General features: G+C 65.0%; 16 protein-coding genes. 7 read left to right on the forward strand and 9 right to left on the reverse strand.

Going from position 1 to position 15650, the window contains the following annotated elements:
* Nucleotide 1 precedes the first annotated feature (1 nt).
* On the reverse strand, nt 2-298 hold the full coding sequence (locus E4S58_RS10030; RefSeq protein WP_136636273.1) for an HNH endonuclease: 297 nt from the start codon (nt 296-298) through the stop codon (nt 2-4).
* 65 nt (nt 299-363) lie between these two features.
* Between E4S58_RS10030 and E4S58_RS10035 the strand changes: the two genes are divergently transcribed.
* Nucleotides 364-1548, forward strand: coding sequence for a TIGR03862 family flavoprotein (locus E4S58_RS10035; protein ID WP_136636274.1), 1185 nt, complete (start codon nt 364-366; stop codon nt 1546-1548).
* Here the strand turns inward: E4S58_RS10035 and E4S58_RS10040 are convergent.
* From E4S58_RS10040 to leuS, 4 genes are all read right to left on the reverse strand, one after another.
* Nucleotides 1503-2111, reverse strand: a complete 609-nt coding sequence (locus E4S58_RS10040) for a glutathione S-transferase family protein (RefSeq protein WP_136636275.1) — start codon at nt 2109-2111, stop codon at nt 1503-1505. The genes E4S58_RS10035 and E4S58_RS10040 overlap by 46 nt on opposite strands.
* Before the next feature lie 184 nt (nt 2112-2295).
* Nucleotides 2296-3321 (reverse strand): DNA polymerase III subunit delta, encoded by a 1026-nt coding sequence (gene holA, locus E4S58_RS10045; RefSeq protein WP_136636276.1) that lies wholly within the window; start codon nt 3319-3321, stop codon nt 2296-2298.
* Nucleotides 3318-3788, reverse strand: a complete 471-nt coding sequence (gene lptE / locus E4S58_RS10050; protein WP_240789518.1) for an LPS assembly lipoprotein LptE — start codon at nt 3786-3788, stop codon at nt 3318-3320. The genes holA and lptE overlap by 4 nt, the downstream gene beginning before the upstream one ends.
* 16 nt (nt 3789-3804) lie before the next feature.
* On the reverse strand, nt 3805-6357 hold the full coding sequence (gene leuS, locus E4S58_RS10055; RefSeq protein ID WP_136636277.1) for a leucine--tRNA ligase: 2553 nt from the start codon (nt 6355-6357) through the stop codon (nt 3805-3807).
* 149 nt (nt 6358-6506) lie between these two features.
* Here leuS and E4S58_RS10060 point away from each other — a divergent pair, with 149 nt between their 5' ends.
* A complete protein-coding gene (locus E4S58_RS10060) occupies nt 6507-7751 on the forward strand; it encodes a glycosyltransferase (RefSeq protein WP_136636278.1) in 1245 nt (414 codons plus the stop codon).
* A 16-nt stretch (nt 7752-7767) separates the two neighbouring features.
* On the opposite strand, the gene E4S58_RS10065 is transcribed toward E4S58_RS10060, so the two are convergent.
* Nucleotides 7768-8244: a DUF3576 domain-containing protein gene (locus E4S58_RS10065; protein ID WP_240789519.1), complete on the reverse strand. Its 477-nt coding sequence runs from the start codon at nt 8242-8244 to the stop codon at nt 7768-7770.
* A gap of 305 nt (nt 8245-8549) precedes the next feature.
* Here E4S58_RS10065 and E4S58_RS10070 point away from each other — a divergent pair, with 305 nt between their 5' ends.
* Together E4S58_RS10070 and E4S58_RS10075 are read left to right on the forward strand one after the other, a co-directional pair.
* The gene (locus E4S58_RS10070; protein WP_136636280.1) at nt 8550-9500 is read left to right on the forward strand and encodes a porin; all 951 of its coding nucleotides are present in this window, start codon (nt 8550-8552) and stop codon (nt 9498-9500) included.
* A 106-nt stretch (nt 9501-9606) separates the two neighbouring features.
* On the forward strand, nt 9607-10254 hold the full coding sequence (locus tag E4S58_RS10075; protein ID WP_136636281.1) for a YggS family pyridoxal phosphate-dependent enzyme: 648 nt from the start codon (nt 9607-9609) through the stop codon (nt 10252-10254).
* On the opposite strand, the gene E4S58_RS10080 is transcribed toward E4S58_RS10075, so the two are convergent.
* Both E4S58_RS10080 and ribA read right to left on the reverse strand, forming a co-directional pair.
* Nucleotides 10251-10727 (reverse strand): L,D-transpeptidase family protein, encoded by a 477-nt coding sequence (locus E4S58_RS10080; RefSeq protein ID WP_136636282.1) that lies wholly within the window; start codon nt 10725-10727, stop codon nt 10251-10253. The two genes, E4S58_RS10075 and E4S58_RS10080, sit on opposite strands and share 4 nt — an antisense overlap.
* Nucleotides 10727-11803 (reverse strand): GTP cyclohydrolase II, encoded by a 1077-nt coding sequence (gene ribA / locus E4S58_RS10085; RefSeq protein ID WP_136636283.1) that lies wholly within the window; start codon nt 11801-11803, stop codon nt 10727-10729. Before ribA ends, E4S58_RS10080 begins: the two co-directional genes overlap by 1 nt.
* A 170-nt stretch (nt 11804-11973) precedes the next feature.
* Here ribA and E4S58_RS10090 point away from each other — a divergent pair, with 170 nt between their 5' ends.
* Both E4S58_RS10090 and E4S58_RS10095 read left to right on the forward strand, forming a co-directional pair.
* Nucleotides 11974-12660, forward strand: a complete 687-nt coding sequence (locus tag E4S58_RS10090) for a response regulator transcription factor (RefSeq protein ID WP_136636813.1) — start codon at nt 11974-11976, stop codon at nt 12658-12660.
* Nucleotides 12661-12946: 286 nt separating this feature from the next.
* The gene (locus E4S58_RS10095) at nt 12947-13810 is read left to right on the forward strand and encodes a DMT family transporter (protein WP_169052650.1); all 864 of its coding nucleotides are present in this window, start codon (nt 12947-12949) and stop codon (nt 13808-13810) included.
* Here E4S58_RS10095 and E4S58_RS10100 read toward each other — a convergent pair whose 3' ends face one another.
* Nucleotides 13811-14989: a MalY/PatB family protein gene (locus tag E4S58_RS10100; protein WP_136636285.1), complete on the reverse strand. Its 1179-nt coding sequence runs from the start codon at nt 14987-14989 to the stop codon at nt 13811-13813.
* A 140-nt stretch (nt 14990-15129) separates the two neighbouring features.
* Here E4S58_RS10100 and def point away from each other — a divergent pair, with 140 nt between their 5' ends.
* On the forward strand, nt 15130-15648 hold the full coding sequence (gene def / locus E4S58_RS10105; RefSeq protein ID WP_136636286.1) for a peptide deformylase: 519 nt from the start codon (nt 15130-15132) through the stop codon (nt 15646-15648).
* The last annotated feature ends 2 nt before the right edge of the window (nt 15649-15650 follow it).

The following is a 15650-nucleotide window of genomic DNA, read 5'->3' on the forward strand; positions in this document are numbered from 1 at the left end:
GCTAGCGCAATCGTCTGCGCCCCGGCGTCTTCGAATGGAAGGTCGGCGGACGCTTGGCCACCCATGCCGCGAATTTCGCCAGCCTCGGATGACTGCGGAGTTTTTCCGGCGTGTCGTAATCGCGGGCCAGTTCGGCTTCGGTCAGGGTGGCGTGGATTTCGTTGTGACAGATCTGATGCAACAGCACCGTCGGCCCGTGCTTGCCGCCCTTCAGCTTGGGCACGAGATGATGGAGCGAGGATTTCGCCCCATGCGGGATCGGGCGCAGGCAAAGCGGGCAGATCGGGTCTTCGGACATCGCGGGCATCCTGGCAGGCGGCGTGGGCCTTGTCATTCCCGGCCCCATTGCGCAGGTAGAACGGCATGGCGACAGGACTAGTGATCGGTGGCGGCCCGGCGGGCCTGATGGCGGCAGAGGCAATGGCCCGCGCCGGGCTGTCGGTCATTGTCACCGACGCCAAGCCAAGCCTCGGGCGCAAGGTGCTGATGGCGGGCAAATCCGGGTTGAACCTGACCAAGGACGAGGATCCGGCGACCTTCCTGGCCGCCTTCGAGGACGCCGCGCCCGCGCTGGCGCCGATGCTGGCGGCCTTCGGGCCCGCGGAAGTGCAGGGCTGGGCCGAGGATCTGGGGCAATCGCTTTTCACCGGGTCGACCGGGCGGGTATTTCCCAAGGTGATGAAGGCCTCGCCCCTCTTGCGGTCCTGGCTGCGCCGGTTGGCCGAGACGGGGGTCGAGGTCCGGACCCGCTGGCGCTGGACCGGATGGGACGGTGCGGCGGCGGTCTTCGAGACGCCCGACGGCACGCAGCGCATCGCGCCGGATGTCACTGTCCTGGCCATGGGCGGGGCCAGCTGGGCGCGCCTGGGGTCGGACGGGGCCTGGGCGGATCACTTCGATTCCGCGCCGTTCCAGCCCGCCAATGTCGGGATCGCCGTCGGCTGGAGCGACAAGATGGCCGATCAGTTCGGCCAGCCGCTGAAGGCCGTGGCGCTAAGCGCGGGTGGGCGCACGTCGCGCGGGGAATGCGTGATCTCGGCCCGGGGGCTGGAAGGCGCAGGCGTCTACGCGGTGTCGCGGGCCCTGCGGGCGGGCGCGACCCTGACCCTGGACCTGATGCCTGACGTGCCCTTGGAGAAGCTGCGCGAGAAACTGGCGCGGCGGCGGCGGGGCGACAGCCTGTCGTCGCATCTGCGGCGGGCAATCCGGCTGGACCCGGTGAAGCGGGCGTTGCTGATGGAATTCGGGCGACCCCTGCCGGATGACCTGGCCCCCGTGCTCAAGGCCCTGCCGGTGCGCTATGACGGCACGCTGCCGATGGATCAGGCGATTTCCACGGCGGGCGGCCTGCGCTTCGCCGATCTGGATCAGGGCCTGATGCTGCGCGACCGCCCCGGCGTCTTTGCCGCCGGGGAGATGCTGGATTGGGAGGCGCCCACGGGCGGCTACCTGCTGACCGCCTGCCTTGCGACGGGCCTGTGGGCCGGGCGGGCGGCTGCGGATTACGCCGCCGCGACCCCGCCCTTTTCGGATTCGACCGCGCGCTGATAGGCGGGGCGTTCGGACATGCGCTTGACGTAGTCTGTCAGCACATCGCTTTCGACGGGGAATTTCGCGCCCATGCCCCAGCTGAGCGTATGGGTCAGCAGGATGTCGGTGAGGGTGAAGTCATCCCCCATGACGAAGGGACCCTTGAAGCGTTTCTCGACCCCCTGCAGGTTCCTGGCCCATTCCCATTTCGCGCTGTCCTTCAGATCAGCGCAGCGGCGTTCCTCGGGCAGGATGAAGCCGTGCCGGGTGGCGATCCAGATGATGCTTTCCAGATCGTCGAGCACCTGGAAGGTGACCGCGTCCTGCTTGGCCCGGTCGATGGTGCCGGCGGGGGCAGTGAAGCGCCCGTGCTTGTCGGCGAGGTAGGTCAGGATCGCCGCGCTGTCGCTGATGCCATGGCCCTGGTCGACGAGGATCGGCAGCTTGCCGATGACCGAATGTTCCAAGACGTCGGGGCTGTGCTGTTTCGCGAGGTTGCGGTCGTAGGCTTCGCCCAGTTCTTCCAGCATCCAGATGACGCGGAAGGTGCGGTTTCGCGGGGCGCCGATGACGGTGTACATGATCTCTCTCCCTGTGTCGGCCGTGGGGCCGGTGATTGACGACAGCCAACAGGAAATCCGGCGCGATTGCTACAGCGGATCTGCGGCGCTGGCGGCAAAGTCAGAGGGGGGCCTTGCCCCCCGGCGCGCTGCGCCGCCCCCCAGGATATGGGACCAGAGGAAGCCCGGACCGGGGGGAAGGGGATCAGCGCCGCCCCATCATTGCCAGCCGGATCATCGCGCGTTCGACCAGCGCGCCGGCGGGGGCCGTCTGCGCGGCAGAGCGCAGGGCCAGGTCGGTTTCGGTGATCACCGTCAGAGCGGCCTGGGATTTGTGCACGCCCCAGGTCTGGGCCTGTCGAAGGATTCGGTCGCGGCGGGGGCCGAAAACGGGCGGGCGGACCTTGTTGATGCCTTCGCCCGGGCCACCGGGCGCGGCGGCCACGGCATAGAGCGTGCGGAAATGGCGCATCAGCCCGATGCAGAGCGTGACCGGTGCGATCCCCTGACCGCGCAGGCGCTGCATCAGCGGGCCGATTTCGGCGGTGCGCGATTCGGCGACGATATCCAGCATGTCGTCGACCTCGGCCTCGATCGTCACGGGGGCGATGGCGGCGACGTCTTCGGGCGTGGCGGGGGTGTCATCGCCGTGCTTGTAGAGCACCAGCTTTTCCAGCGTCTGGCGGAAATCGCCGGGGTCGAGCGCGGTGGCAAGCGCGGTCAGATCGCGCAGCGCCTCCTGTCCGAGGTTCTTCAGGCCCGCGCGCTGCAGTTCGGCCTCGATCTCTCCGCGCGTGGGCGGGTTGTCGTAGATCGCGGCGGCGTAGGCGTTCTTGTGGTTCTCGAAGTGCTTGCGGATCGAGGAGGTCTTTTTCAGGTTTCCGGCGGTGACCACGACCTGCGCATCCCCGTCGCGCCAGTCGTCGAGCGCGGGCAGGATCGCGGCGGCGTGGGTTTCATTCGCGTCCTCGACAAAGACGACACGCGGGCCGGGGAAAAAGCCGACGGCCTTGATCGCATCGGTCAGGATCGCCGGGTCGCGGCGGACCTCGGCGGCGGGCAGGCGGGTCAGGCGCATTTCCTCTTCGCCCTTGGGGCCGACGAGGGCGGCGATGACCTCTTGCCGTTTCAGCGCAATCCGCATGGCGTCCATGCCATAGATCAGCAGGCCCATCCTGTCGGTGTCGGGCCGGGCGAAATAGCCGTTCGCGTCGCGCGGAGAGAGCTTCATGCGCCGGGAATCGGCAGGGTTGGGGCGGCGGCGATCAGGCGGGTGACGATGCGGTCGGCGAGGATGGTTGTCAGCCGCTCTTCGGCGTCCGCGCGGGCGGCGCGGGTGGCCACGGTCGACCCGGTGGTGGAATAGCCGACGAAGGATTCGACGTTGCCCTTGGTGATCAAGGTGCCGTCGGGCGTGGTCAGCCGATAGTCGGCCGACCCGATCAGGTTGAAGCGGCGGGTGATGTTGTTGGCGGTGATCGCGATCCGCTCTTCTTCCAGCGTCAGCGTGTAGTCGAGCAGGTAGTCGCCCGCGTCCGTCCGCCCCAGCCGGTCTTCGAGCTGGCGGGTCATGAGGTAGTCGGTCCGGGTCACCGGTGCCTTGACCTCGATCGCGCGGGTCAGGGCCTGAGCCCCGCCCTGCGGCCCGTAGGCCGGTGCGAATCCGCAGGCCGCCAGCGGTGTGGCGGCCAGCATCATCAGCACTGTTCGTCGATCACATGACAACGTTCACGATCCGCCCGGGGACAACGATGACCTTCTTGGGCTGGGCCCCGTCCAGCGTCCTGAGGACACCTTCATCCGCAAGCGCGAGCTTTTCAACCTCTGCCTTGTCCATGTCCTTGGGCACGGTGATTTCGCCGCGCCGCTTGCCGTTGACCTGGATGGGCAGGGTGACCGTGTCGTCGACCAGCATGACCTCGTCCGCGACCGGCCAGGGGGCTTCGGCGATCAGGCCTTCCCCGCCGAGGATCGCCCAGACCTCTTCCGACAGGTGCGGGGTCATGGGTGACATCAGCTGCGCCAATGTTTTCAGGGCCATGCGCTTGGCCACCGCGCCCGCCTTGGACTTGGCGATGGTGTTGGTGAAGCCGTAAAGCTTTGCGATGGAGGCGTTGAAGCCAAAACTGTCGATGCCGCCGGTGACGTCGTTGATCGCCTTGTGCATCTCGCGCAGCAGGGCGGTGTCTTCGGCCTCGTTCTCGGGGGTGTCGTCCAGTTCGGCGGCCAGGCGCCAGACCCGGGCAAGGTGCTTGGACGCGGCCTCGGCCCCGGCGGCGGTCCATTCCACGTCACGTTCCGGCGGGCTGTCGGACAGGACGAACCAGCGCGCGGTGTCGGCGCCGTACTGGCTGATGATCGCGACCGGATCGACGACGTTGTTCTTGGATTTCGACATCTTGGCCGAGGGGATAATTTCGACCTCTGTGCCGTCCGTCAGGAAGCCCTTGCCGTCGCGCAGGTCGACATCCTCGGGGTAGTGATAGACCGGTCGGCCATCCTTGCCCTTCGTCTGGTAGATCGCGTGGGTCACCATGCCCTGCGTGAAGAGCGCGTCAAAGGGTTCCTTGGCGCTGTCGGGCAGGTGGCCGGTGATGTGCATCGCCCGGGCGAAGAAGCGCGAATAGAGCAGGTGCAGGATCGCGTGTTCGATGCCGCCGATGTACTGATCGACGTTCATCCAGTATTCCGCATCCTCCTTCACCGTGGGGGTGTCGGCGCGCGGCGCGGTAAAGCGGGCGAAGTACCACGACGAATCGACGAAGGTGTCCATCGTGTCGGTTTCGCGTTTCGCGGGCGCACCGCAGGACGGGCAGGCGCAGTCGCGCCACGTCGGGTGACGGTCGAGCGGATTGCCGGGAATGTCGAAGCTGACGTCGTCGGGCAGCTGGACGGGCAGGTTTTCCTTTTTCTCGGGCACCACGCCGCAGGCGTCGCAGTGCACGACAGGAATCGGGCAGCCCCAGTAGCGCTGGCGCGACAGGCCCCAGTCCCGCAGCCGGAACTTGGTCACGCCATGGCCGACGCCGTTCTTTTCGCAGAAGTCGACGGCGGCGTTGACGGCCTCTTCGCCGGTCTGGATTTCCGCGCCCGCGATCAGGCGTGTGTAGCGGACCTTTTCCGACTTGGCGGGCACGAAGGGGGCGGACTGGATGTCATGATCGCCGTCGACCGGCAGGAAGGTGTCGATGATCGGCAGGCCGTATTTCGTTGCGAATTCGTGGTCGCGTTCGTCATGGCCGGGGCAGCCGAAGATCGCGCCGGTGCCGTAATCCATCAGGATGAAGTTCGCGATATAGACGGGCAGTTCCCACGCGGTATCAAAGGGATGACGCACCTTGAGGCCGGTGTCGAAGCCGAGCTTTTCGGCCTTTTCGATGGCTTCCTCGGTTGTGCCGCCCTGACGGGCCTTTTCGCAAAATGCCGCGACCTCGGGGTTGGCCTTCTCCAGCTCTTTCGCCAGCGGATGGTCCGGCGAGATGCCGACAAAGGACGCGCCCATCAGCGTGTCGGGGCGGGTGGTATAGACCTCGACCCGGTCAAAGCCGTGCGGCGCGTCGATCAGACCGAAGGCGAATTGCAAACCGCGCGACTTGCCGATCCAGTTGGCCTGCATGGTCTTCACCTTGGCGGGCCACTGGTCGAGCGTATCGAGCGCGGAGAGCAGCTCGTCCGAATAGTCAGAGATCTTGAAGAACCACTGCGTCAGTTCGCGCCGTTCGACCAGCGCGCCCGACCGCCAGCCGCGCCCGTCCTCGACCTGTTCGTTCGCCAGAACGGTCATGTCGACCGGGTCCCAGTTCACCACGGCGTTCTTGCGGTAGACGAGGCCCTTTTCGAGGAAATCCAGGAACAGCGCCTGCTGCTGACCGTAGTATTCCGGGTCGCAGGTCGCGAACATCCGCGTCCAGTCGAGCGAAAAGCCAAGCGGCTTCATCTGGCCGACCATCGTGTCGATGTTGGAATAGGTCCAGTCCTTGGGGTGGCCGCCGTTCGCCATCGCCGCGTTTTCGGCAGGCATCCCGAAGGCGTCGAAGCCCATGGGGTGCAGCACGTTGTGGCCGGTGGCGCGCTTGTAGCGCGCGACCACGTCGCCCATGGTGTAGTTGCGCACATGCCCGATGTGGATGCGGCCCGAGGGGTAGGGGAACATCTCAAGCACGTAGTACTTGGGCTTGGCCTCGTCGCGGCGGGCCTGAAAAATCCCGGCCTCGTCCCAGGCCTCTTGCCATTTCGGTTCGATCTCGGCGGCGGAATAGCGCGTCATGCCGGTCCTCTCATGCGTCATTTGTGCATCTACTTGGGCGTGGGTGATATGCGGCCCGGCCCCAAGGGTCCAGAGGCTTGCGAGCGGCGCGCGCTTGGCGCAGGGTCCGGCGCAAGATTATAATGCCGGGAAATAAGCTGTCGGGTCGTATGAATATCCTCTTTATCCACCAGAATTTCCCCGGGCAGTTCAAACATCTTTCGGTCGCGCTGGCGTCGCAGGGCCATTCGGTCACCGCGCTGACCCTGCGCGTGAAGGAACGGACAAGCTGGAAGGGGGTCGATCTGATCCCCTATGGCATCCTCAAGCGGTCCGAACAAAGCACGCACCCCTGGGTTCTGGATCTCGACAGCAAGGTGACGCGGGGCGAATCCTGCTACCGGGCAGCGCGCAAGATGAAAGAGGCGGGATATACCCCCGACATCATCATCGCGCACCACGGCTGGGGCGAGTCGATGTTCCTTCGGGATGTCTGGCCGTCGGCGCGGATGGGGCTGTATTGCGAATTCTACCATCTGACCGACTATCCGCACATCAACTTCGATCCCGAGTTTCCGTCGCGCGACGAGGAATCAGAGGGGCTGCGGATCCGGCTGAAGAACATCAACAACCATCTGCACTTCGATGTTGCGCAGATGGGACTTAGCCCGACGCGGTTCCAGGCCGACACCTTTCCGCAGCCGTTCCGCGACAAGATCGACGTGATCCACGACGGGATCAACACGCGGCAACTGGTGCGGAACGACGACGTGGCCTTTCCGCTGCCGAACGGACAGGTCCTGACCCGCGAAGACGAGGTCATCACCTTCGTGAATCGCAACCTCGAACCCTACCGTGGGTATCACATCTTCATGCGGGCGCTGCCGCGTCTGCTGAAGGAACGCCCCGGGGCGCAGGTTCTGGTCGTGGGCGGTGACGGGGTCAGCTATGGTGCCCATCCACCCAAGGGGAAGACCTGGAAACAGATCTACATCGACGAGGTACGGGGCCGGATTTCGGACGAAGACTGGGCGCGGGTGCATTTCCTGGGGCGGATTCCCTACACCCAGTTCGTGCCGCTGCTGCAGCTGTCACGGGCGCACCTGTATTTGACCTATCCGTTCGTGCTGTCGTGGTCGCTGTTCGAGGCGATGGCCTGCGAGGCGGCGATCGTGGCGTCCTCGACCGCGCCGGTCGTCGACGCGCTGCGGCATGATCTGAACGCGCGGCTGGTGGACTTTTTCGATCCCGACGCGTTGGTCGAGGAAACGGTGCGGTTGTTGGAAGATGCGGACATGCGCGACCGGCTGGGGATCACCGCACGCGATTGCATCGTGCGGAACTACGATCTTACCTCGGCCTGTCTGCCACGTCAGCTTGAGTGGGTCGAGCGGCTGGCCAGCGCGCCGCTTTGACCCCCCTGGTCGTGGATCAGAGACGCTTGTCGGCCACGCGCAGCTGACGCGCGCGGGTCAGAATCGCATCTTCGACGGCGCGCTGCGTGCCTTCGGCCACGGGGCCGCCGCGGGTCATGATCGACACGTTCAGCGACCGCGCGTCCAGCGCGGGATCCTTGACGTAGATGGTCGCGCGATAGGCGCGGCCACCCCCCGGAGGGGTGCCGTAACCGGTTACGATCACGCCGGAAAACGGATCGACCGACTGGACGGGAAGAAAGTCGAGAACCTCGAGCGAGGCATTCCAGAGATAGCGGTTGACCGCCACGCGGGACCCGTCGTCGGTTTCCTTGCGCAGGGCTTCCCAGATGGTGGTGCCGGGGTTGGTGTCGCTGTTTTCATAGAAGACACCGTTCGAGCTTGGGGCGTCCGGTGTCGGGGTCGCGACGCGGTTGCGGCTGCAGGCGGCCACGGAAACGGCCAGCACGGCAATCAGGGCAAATTTCGTCATCGGCTTCGCGAACATATCCGTCCCCATCCGTTAATCAGTCCAAAGTTTCCTAGTCGACACGCGGAGGGGCCGCAACTGTTTCGCTATATACGTACCTGTTTATTTCCAAAGTGTGCCTGCAGAAGTTCCCGCAGTTTCAGGCGATTTGCCGGATCGAGCGACTGTGGCAAACGTGCACCATCTGACAGAGGAAACATCGAGGCCATTTTGGATCGCTTGCATTGGAAGGGCCAAAAGAGCGAAAGGACTGTCATACCCAGACGGGGGACCGGGCTGGGCTGACTTGTGAAATCGAGGGAAAACCCATGAAAAAGATTCTCTTCGCCACGACCGCGATCATCGCGACGGCAGGCGTTGCAGCGGCAGACTCCGCCAACGTCAACATGAACGGTATGGGCCGCTTCGGTCTGCTGTACGCTGATCCGGCTGGCGCAGTTGGCGGCACCACCGTCCTTCACCACCGTCTGGACCTGAACTTCGACATCGAAACCGAGTCCGACGCTGGCGTCACCTTCGGTGCCCGCATCCGTATGCGCGCATCCACCGGTTCCGCGTTCGCTCGTAACGCTGCAATGGCTGCAAACCCGGCCAACGGCACCGGCGCATTCAACGGCGCTCGTCTGTACGCAGAATCCAACGGCCTGACCGTTGCCGTCGGCAACATCCTCGGCGCTGTTGACTCGATGCCGAACCTGTACACCGGCGCAGTCGGCCTGACCGGTCTGTCCTTCGCTGCTAACCCGGCGATCATCGGTGACAACCACGCCTACTCCGGCGGCGGCGCTGGCCTGACCCAGGGTGCGGAAATCATCTACTCCGCAAACGGTCTCGGCCTGCACGTGTCCTACGGTGGCGCAGCTGGCGCGAAGCAGACCCAAGTTGCTGCTTCCTACACCTTCAACAACTACACCCTCGCGGCTGCATTTGTTGACAACACCAACCCTGCCGCAACCGACACCAAGTGGGTTGTGACCGCAGGCGGCACCTTCGGCCCGGCCACCCTGGCGCTGAAAGTTGCTGAAAACGAAACCACCGGCACCGTTTACGGTCTGGGCGCCAACATCGAAGTCGCACCGTCCACCACGGTTCAGGCGTACTTCATGAAGGACGACAACAACACCAACGCATACGCAGAAGACACTGCATACGGTGTTGGCTTCGTCTACGGCCTCGGCGGCGGCGCATCCGTCCGCGGTGGTGTCGAGAAGTCCTACGGCGACACCAAAGCTGACCTGGGTGTCCGCTTCAACTTCTAATCTTCTCACCTGAGAGGATTACGTGGGCAGGCCTTCGGGCCTGCCCATTTCGTTTCTGCCCGTTTCGATTCTGGACGACGCACCGGCAAAGTGGCATCTCTGGCCCATGTCGCTGTCTGATATCACCACCCGCATCGCCAAAGCCGCCACCGACGCCGGACCGGATCCGTCTGACGTGACGCTGATTGCCGTCTCGAAGATGCAGCCCGACGACCGTGTCCGGGCCGTGTTGGAGCAAGGGCACCGCGTGTTCGGGGAAAACCGGGTTCAGGAAGCGGCGGGCAAGTGGCCCGGCTTCCGTGAGGATTTCGACGGGATCGACCTGCATATCATCGGCCCGCTGCAATCCAACAAGGTGCGGCAGGCGATGGAGCTGGCGCAGGCGATCCATTCGGTAGACCGCCCCAAACTGGCCACCACCATCGCACGGATCGCGGACGAGATCGGGTCGTGCCCGGACCTGTTCATCCAGGTGAACACCGGAGAGGAGCCGCAGAAGGCCGGTATCCTGCCGACCGAGGCCGACGCCTTTATTGCCGAGGTGCGGGATCTTGGCCTGCCGCTGAAGGGTCTGATGTGCATCCCGCCGGTCGAGGAAACGCCGTCACTGCACTTTGCGCTTCTGGCGAAGATCGCGGCGCGCAACGGGCTGACGGGGCTGTCGATGGGGATGTCGGGCGATTTCGAACAGGCGGTGGCGCTTGGGGCGACCCATGTCCGGGTCGGGTCCGCAATCTTCGGCGCGCGCGACTAGATCAGCAGCGGCGTGCCGGGCGCCGCGCGTTCGGCAATCCAGCGGATGTCGGCGCGTGTGAAGGCCAGGCAGCCTTCGGTCGGAAAGCCGGGGCGCCGCCACTGGTGCAGGAAGATCGCGGAACCGGCGCCCGGGATGGCCTCGGGCCAATTCCAGTCCGTCAGCAGGATGATGTCATAGAGCGGATCGGACCGCCGCAGGACTTCGTGGCTGGGGGCGTAGGGGGCGCGGACCAGTTGGTTGTAGGCCGTATCCTTGGATGCGTCCGACCAGAGCATCCCCGGCCGAATCGGCAGTGCCCATGGGGCGGGCGCGGGCAGGCGATCGGGCCGGTAGAGGCAGCCGACGATGTGATGCAGCCCGCGCGGTGTGGCCCCGTCGCCTTCGCGCTTGTCCGCCCGGATGCCGCCACGACCGTGGGTGCAGGGAATCACGCGCCCGGCAAAGGCCAGCCCTTGCGGCGTCAGGCGCATCACAGCAGGTGCCCCGACTTCTTCGCCTTCGTGGCCAGGTAATTGGCGTTGTGCGGGTTCAGCCCGACCTTCAAGGGCACACGTTCGGTAACCGCGATGCCCGCGCGTTCCATCATGGCGATTTTCCGGGGGTTGTTGGTCAGCAGCCGGGCAGAGGTGAAGCCCATCTCTCTCAGCAGCGCGGCGCCCAGCCGGAAGTCACGTTCATCGTCTTCAAAGCCAAGGCGGTGGTTGGCCTCGACGGTGTCAAAGCCCTGATCCTGAAGCGAATAGGCGCGCATCTTGTTGGCAAGGCCGATGCCGCGCCCCTCCTGGTTCAGGTAAAGCAGCACGCCGGCCCCTTCGGTGCCCATCTGGTTCAGCGCGCCGTGCAGCTGCGGTCCGCAGTCGCATTTGAGAGACCCCAGGATATCGCCGGTGAAACAGGCCGAATGCAGGCGGGCGAGCACGGGCTGATTGCGCGGGGGGCGCCCGATCTCGATCGCATAGTGGTCTTCGCCGCCATCCTCGGGGCGGAAGACATGCACGCGTGCGTTTTCGGAGCTTGCCAGCGGCACCCGGGCCGAGATCGCAGGGTGCAGGGGGCTGGCCTCGCCCAGGATCGCGCGGGTGGCGGCTGCATTCAGGACAGTCAGGTCGGCGGGCGCGCTGTCGATGGTCATGTTCAGCGCGGCCGGCAGCAGTCGCGCGCTTTTCAAAATGCGCAGGGACAGGCGATCCAGATCCGCAGGACCGTCGCGCAGGGCGTTCAGCGGGCCCTTCATGGGCATCCGCAGGTCGTCGGCCGGGTCGGCGACGGATTTCAGCCAGCCAAGATCCGCATCGCGGGGCAGGACCACCCGGGCCAGATCGCCGTCATAGGCGCGCGCCTTGAGCGTCCCGGCGCGGCGATCGGTGATCGCAAGATGCGGTGTACCGCCAAGGGGGGCCAGTGCGGCCAGCCGTTCCGGCGACAGGGTTTCCACCGCCAGCACCAGCAGCATCCGGTCCTGATCGCGCAGCACGACAGGCAGGCCGATCCGCAGGTCGGCGCGGGCGCGGGCCAGGCGTTCGGTATCGTCGGGGATCAGGGACATGGGGCTTCCTTTGCAGTCAGCCCCTATGTAATGCGCCGGATTGCAAAGTTGAAACAAAACCATGCAGGGGGACACGAGGGCGTGAGAGCATGGTTGCAAAACTTGCCGGTGCCGTGAAGCGCGCACATGTGATCGACACCGGCACCCCCGGCCGGTGGAAGGAGTACCCGATGGCACAGTTGAAACGAATTCTGCTTGTCGATGACGATGATGACCTGCGCGAGGCGCTGAGCGAACAGCTGGTCATGACCGAGGATTTCGACGTCCTCGAAGCCAACAATGGCAGCTGCGCGACCCAGAAGGTCAAGGAAAGCCTGTTCGACCTCGTGATCCTCGACGTTGGCCTGCCCGACACCGACGGGCGAGAGCTGTGCCGAGTGCTGCGCAAGCAGGGCCTGAAGGCGCCGGTCATCATGCTGACCGGCCATGACAGCGACGCCGACACGATCCTTGGCCTTGATGCCGGTGCGAACGACTATGTCACCAAGCCATTCAAGTTTCCCGTTCTGCTGGCCCGGATCCGGGCGCAGCTGCGGCAGCACGAACAATCCGAAGACGCGGTGTTCCAGCTTGGGCCGTATACCTTCCGTCCGTCGATGAAGATGCTCATCACCGAGGACGAAAAGAAGATCCGCCTGACCGAGAAAGAGACGAACATTCTCAAGTTCCTCTACCGGTCGAATGATGGTGTGGTTGCGCGGGACGTGCTGCTGCACGAGGTCTGGGGCTACAATGCCGGCGTGACCACCCACACGCTGGAAACCCACATCTACCGCCTGCGGCAGAAGATCGAACCCGATCCCTCGAACGCCCGCCTGCTGGTCACCGAAAGCGGAGGGTATCGGCTGGTGGCATAATAGCCACAACCATTAGGAGAATTCGGGTAAGGAATTCCAGCCTTATTCTTGCCGGATGAATGATGATATCATGCTTTCACATTCCTTCGGGAACTATCCCGCGCATATCCGGGTTTGATATGCACCTCCCTGTTGGACTTGCCCGGGCTTCGGCCCGGGTTTCTTTTTTCTGAAATCGCAAACGCTTGGTGCTGCACCGCGGCTGCACGGGCGGGGCTGCATCCGCGCTTTGGCCTCGCGGCGGACGGGGGAATCAGTAACCTGTCGGAAAAGCCGGAGCCGCCGTTTGGACATCGTCATCTTTCTTCTGTCGATCGGGGCGGCGGTGTTCCTGGCGCTTGGTCTGGTGCTGACGACCTTCGGGCTGCGGACCCTGTCGCCGCTGGTGGGCGCGTCGTTCAGCGTGCCGTCATCGTTCCTGCTGTTCCTGATCCTGACGCCTGTGACGGTGGATTTCACGACGCTGGACTGGCGGGCTGTGGCGATCTTTGCCGCCGCCGGTGTATTCTATCCGGCCTTCGTGTCGCTGCTGAACTTCGTGTCGAACCGCGCGCTTGGCCCGAACCTGACGGGCGGGTTGGGCAACCTGTCCCCGATCTTCGCGATCGGGCTGGCGATCCTGCTGCTGGGCGAGCTGCCGTCGGCGCAACAGTGGATCGGCATCCTCGGCGTCTGCGCCGGGCTGGTCTTCCTGGCTCTGGACCGGGCGCGGCGCATTCCGTCGACCAACCTGCGGCTTCTGGTGCTGCCCCTGGCGGGGGCTTTCCTGCGCGGCGCAGTGCAGCCGGTGGTCAAACTGGGGTTGCTGATGTGGCCGTCGGCCTTCGGGGCGGCGCTGATCGCCTACCTCATGTCCTCGACCGTGGTCTGGATCGCGCGACTGGCGTCGGGCCAGAAGACCCCGCCCGGCGCGCGCGCGGGGATCGGGTGGTTCGTGCTGATCGGGTTGTGCAACGGGACGGCGCTTGTGATGCTCTACCTCGCGCTCGGCATGGGCGAGGTGGTGCTGGTGTCGCCGGTGGTCGCAACCTATCCGCTGATCACCATCGGGCTGAACCGGGTGATCCACGGCGACCGCAGCCTCGGCCCGCGGGGGCTGGCCGGGTCGCTGATCTCGGTCGCCGGGGTGATCGCGGTGATCCTGGGGTGATCACTGCAGGTCGGCAAAGGCCTTTTGCATCCGCTCAACCGCCTCTTCGACGCGGGCACGGGGCGTGGCGAGGTTGAAGCGCTGGAAGGTGTCGCCGCCAAGGCCGAATGTCTCGCCCTGGTTCACGGCGATCCTCGCGTCCTTCTGGATGCGGCGCTGCACCTCGGTCGGGGACATGCCGGTGTTGGCGAAGTCGACCCAGGACAGGTAGGTGCCTTCCAGGGGCATGGACTGCACGCCGGGGATCGCGGCGATGCCTGCGTCGAAGATCCGGCGGTTGCCGTCGATATACTCCATCAATGCGTCGACCCAGGCTGCGCCCTCGGGCGAATAGGCTGCGGGCACCATGTGCTTGCCGAAGGCGTTCGGAGAGATGCCGAGGGCCCCCATCCGGTCTTCGAACCGACGCCGCAGGTCGGGGTCCGAGATGATGACGTTGCCGGTGTGCATGCCCGCCAGGTTGAAGGTCTTGGTGGCGGCGGTCATCATGACCAGCCGCTCGGCCGCGCCGTCCAGCACTGCCATGGGCGTATGCGTCTGGCCGGGCAGGATCAGGTCGTGGTGGATTTCGTCGGAGACGACGATCAGGTCGTGCTTTTTCGCGAAGTCCAGCACGCCCTGCAATTCGTCGCGGGTCCAGACACGGCCGCCGGGGTTGTGCGGCGAACACAGGATCAGCAGCTTTTCCTTGCCGGTCAGCATCGCGTCATAGCTGGCGAAATCTAGCGTGTAACGGTTGTCGGTCAGCGCCATGGGCAGTTCGGTGACGCCCCGCCCGGCGGCGCGGATCACGCGGAAGAAGGCGTGGTAGATGGGCGTGAACATCACCACGTTGTCACCGGGCGCGGTGAAGGCGTCGACGCACAGGCCCGCCCCGTTGACCAGCCCGTGGGTCGAAAAGATGTGGCCCGGGTCGACCTCCCAGTTGTGGCGGGTCTTCATCCACCAGGTGATCGCATCCAAGTATTCGGTGTCGTCGCCGAAATAGCCGAAGATGCCCAGCTTGGCCGTGGCGCGCACCGCGTCGATCACCGCTTCGGGGGGGCGGAAATCCATGTCGGCCACCCACATGGCCAGCCCGTCGTCGGGCGACACGCCGCAAAAGGCCTCCATCTTGTCCCACTTGGCCGAGTGGGTGCCGCGGCGGTCGATGATGGTGTCGAAGTCGTGGGTCGTCATGGGGTTTCCTGTGTTGGCTTGGTGGCACGCTAGCCATTCTGGGGGTGGGGGCAAGGTCGCGGCGTCACACCCGTCTGTGCATATATGGACAGCGTGCCGGAGAGATTGCGCGACCGCGCGGCATCGCTTACATGACCGGCATGATCAGACCCATCCTCATCCATCCCGATCCACGCCTGAAGAAGGTGGTCGATCCGGTCGCGGACATCACCGACGAACTGCGCCGGGTGGCCGACGACATGCTGGAAACCATGTACGATGCCCCCGGGATCGGCCTGGCCGGGCCGCAGATCGGCCTGATGTCGCGTCTGATTGTGCTGGATTGCGTCAAGGAAGAGAATGAGAGCCCGCGTCCGCTGGTGATGTTCAATCCCAGGGTTATCGCCGCATCGGATGAACGATCGGTGTACGAGGAAGGCTGCCTGTCGATCCCCGAACAATACGCCGAGGTCGAACGCCCGGCCGAGGTGACCGTCGAATGGATGGACCGTGACGGCAACCCGCAGTCGGAAACCTTCGACAAGCTGTGGGCGACCTGCGTGCAGCACGAGATCGACCATCTCGATGGCAAGCTTTTCATCGACTACCTGTCGCCGATGAAGCGGCAGATGATGACGCGCAAGTCGCAGAAGATGAAACGCGAACGGGCCCGGGCCTGAGC

The organism is Pseudooceanicola onchidii (assembly GCF_004959925.1).
Lineage (GTDB): Bacteria > Pseudomonadota > Alphaproteobacteria > Rhodobacterales > Rhodobacteraceae > Pseudooceanicola > Pseudooceanicola onchidii.

Excerpts from the sequence above, each read along its gene's own strand:
- E4S58_RS10060 (WP_136636278.1), top strand. The coding sequence starts at position 6,507 with ATGAATATCCTCTTTATCCACCAGAATTTCCCCGGGCAGTTCAAACAT.
- E4S58_RS10075 (WP_136636281.1), top strand. The coding sequence starts at position 9,607 with ATGTCGCTGTCTGATATCACCACCCGCATCGCCAAAGCCGCCACCGAC.
- def (WP_136636286.1), top strand. The coding sequence starts at position 15,130 with ATGATCAGACCCATCCTCATCCATCCCGATCCACGCCTGAAGAAGGTG.
- E4S58_RS10030 (WP_136636273.1), bottom strand. The coding sequence starts at position 298 with ATGTCCGAAGACCCGATCTGCCCGCTTTGCCTGCGCCCGATCCCGCAT.
- E4S58_RS10065 (WP_240789519.1), bottom strand. The coding sequence starts at position 8,244 with ATGACGAAATTTGCCCTGATTGCCGTGCTGGCCGTTTCCGTGGCCGCC.
- E4S58_RS10100 (WP_136636285.1), bottom strand. The coding sequence starts at position 14,989 with ATGACGACCCACGACTTCGACACCATCATCGACCGCCGCGGCACCCAC.
- E4S58_RS10090 (WP_136636813.1), top strand. The coding sequence starts at position 11,974 with ATGGCACAGTTGAAACGAATTCTGCTTGTCGATGACGATGATGACCTG.
- E4S58_RS10070 (WP_136636280.1), top strand. The coding sequence starts at position 8,550 with ATGAAAAAGATTCTCTTCGCCACGACCGCGATCATCGCGACGGCAGGC.
- ribA (WP_136636283.1), bottom strand. The coding sequence starts at position 11,803 with ATGTCCCTGATCCCCGACGATACCGAACGCCTGGCCCGCGCCCGCGCC.
- lptE (WP_240789518.1), bottom strand. The coding sequence starts at position 3,788 with ATGATGCTGGCCGCCACACCGCTGGCGGCCTGCGGATTCGCACCGGCC.
- holA (WP_136636276.1), bottom strand. The coding sequence starts at position 3,321 with ATGAAGCTCTCTCCGCGCGACGCGAACGGCTATTTCGCCCGGCCCGAC.
- leuS (WP_136636277.1), bottom strand. The coding sequence starts at position 6,357 with ATGACGCGCTATTCCGCCGCCGAGATCGAACCGAAATGGCAAGAGGCC.
- E4S58_RS10040 (WP_136636275.1), bottom strand. The coding sequence starts at position 2,111 with ATGTACACCGTCATCGGCGCCCCGCGAAACCGCACCTTCCGCGTCATC.
- E4S58_RS10035 (WP_136636274.1), top strand. The coding sequence starts at position 364 with ATGGCGACAGGACTAGTGATCGGTGGCGGCCCGGCGGGCCTGATGGCG.
- E4S58_RS10080 (WP_136636282.1), bottom strand. The coding sequence starts at position 10,727 with ATGCGCCTGACGCCGCAAGGGCTGGCCTTTGCCGGGCGCGTGATTCCC.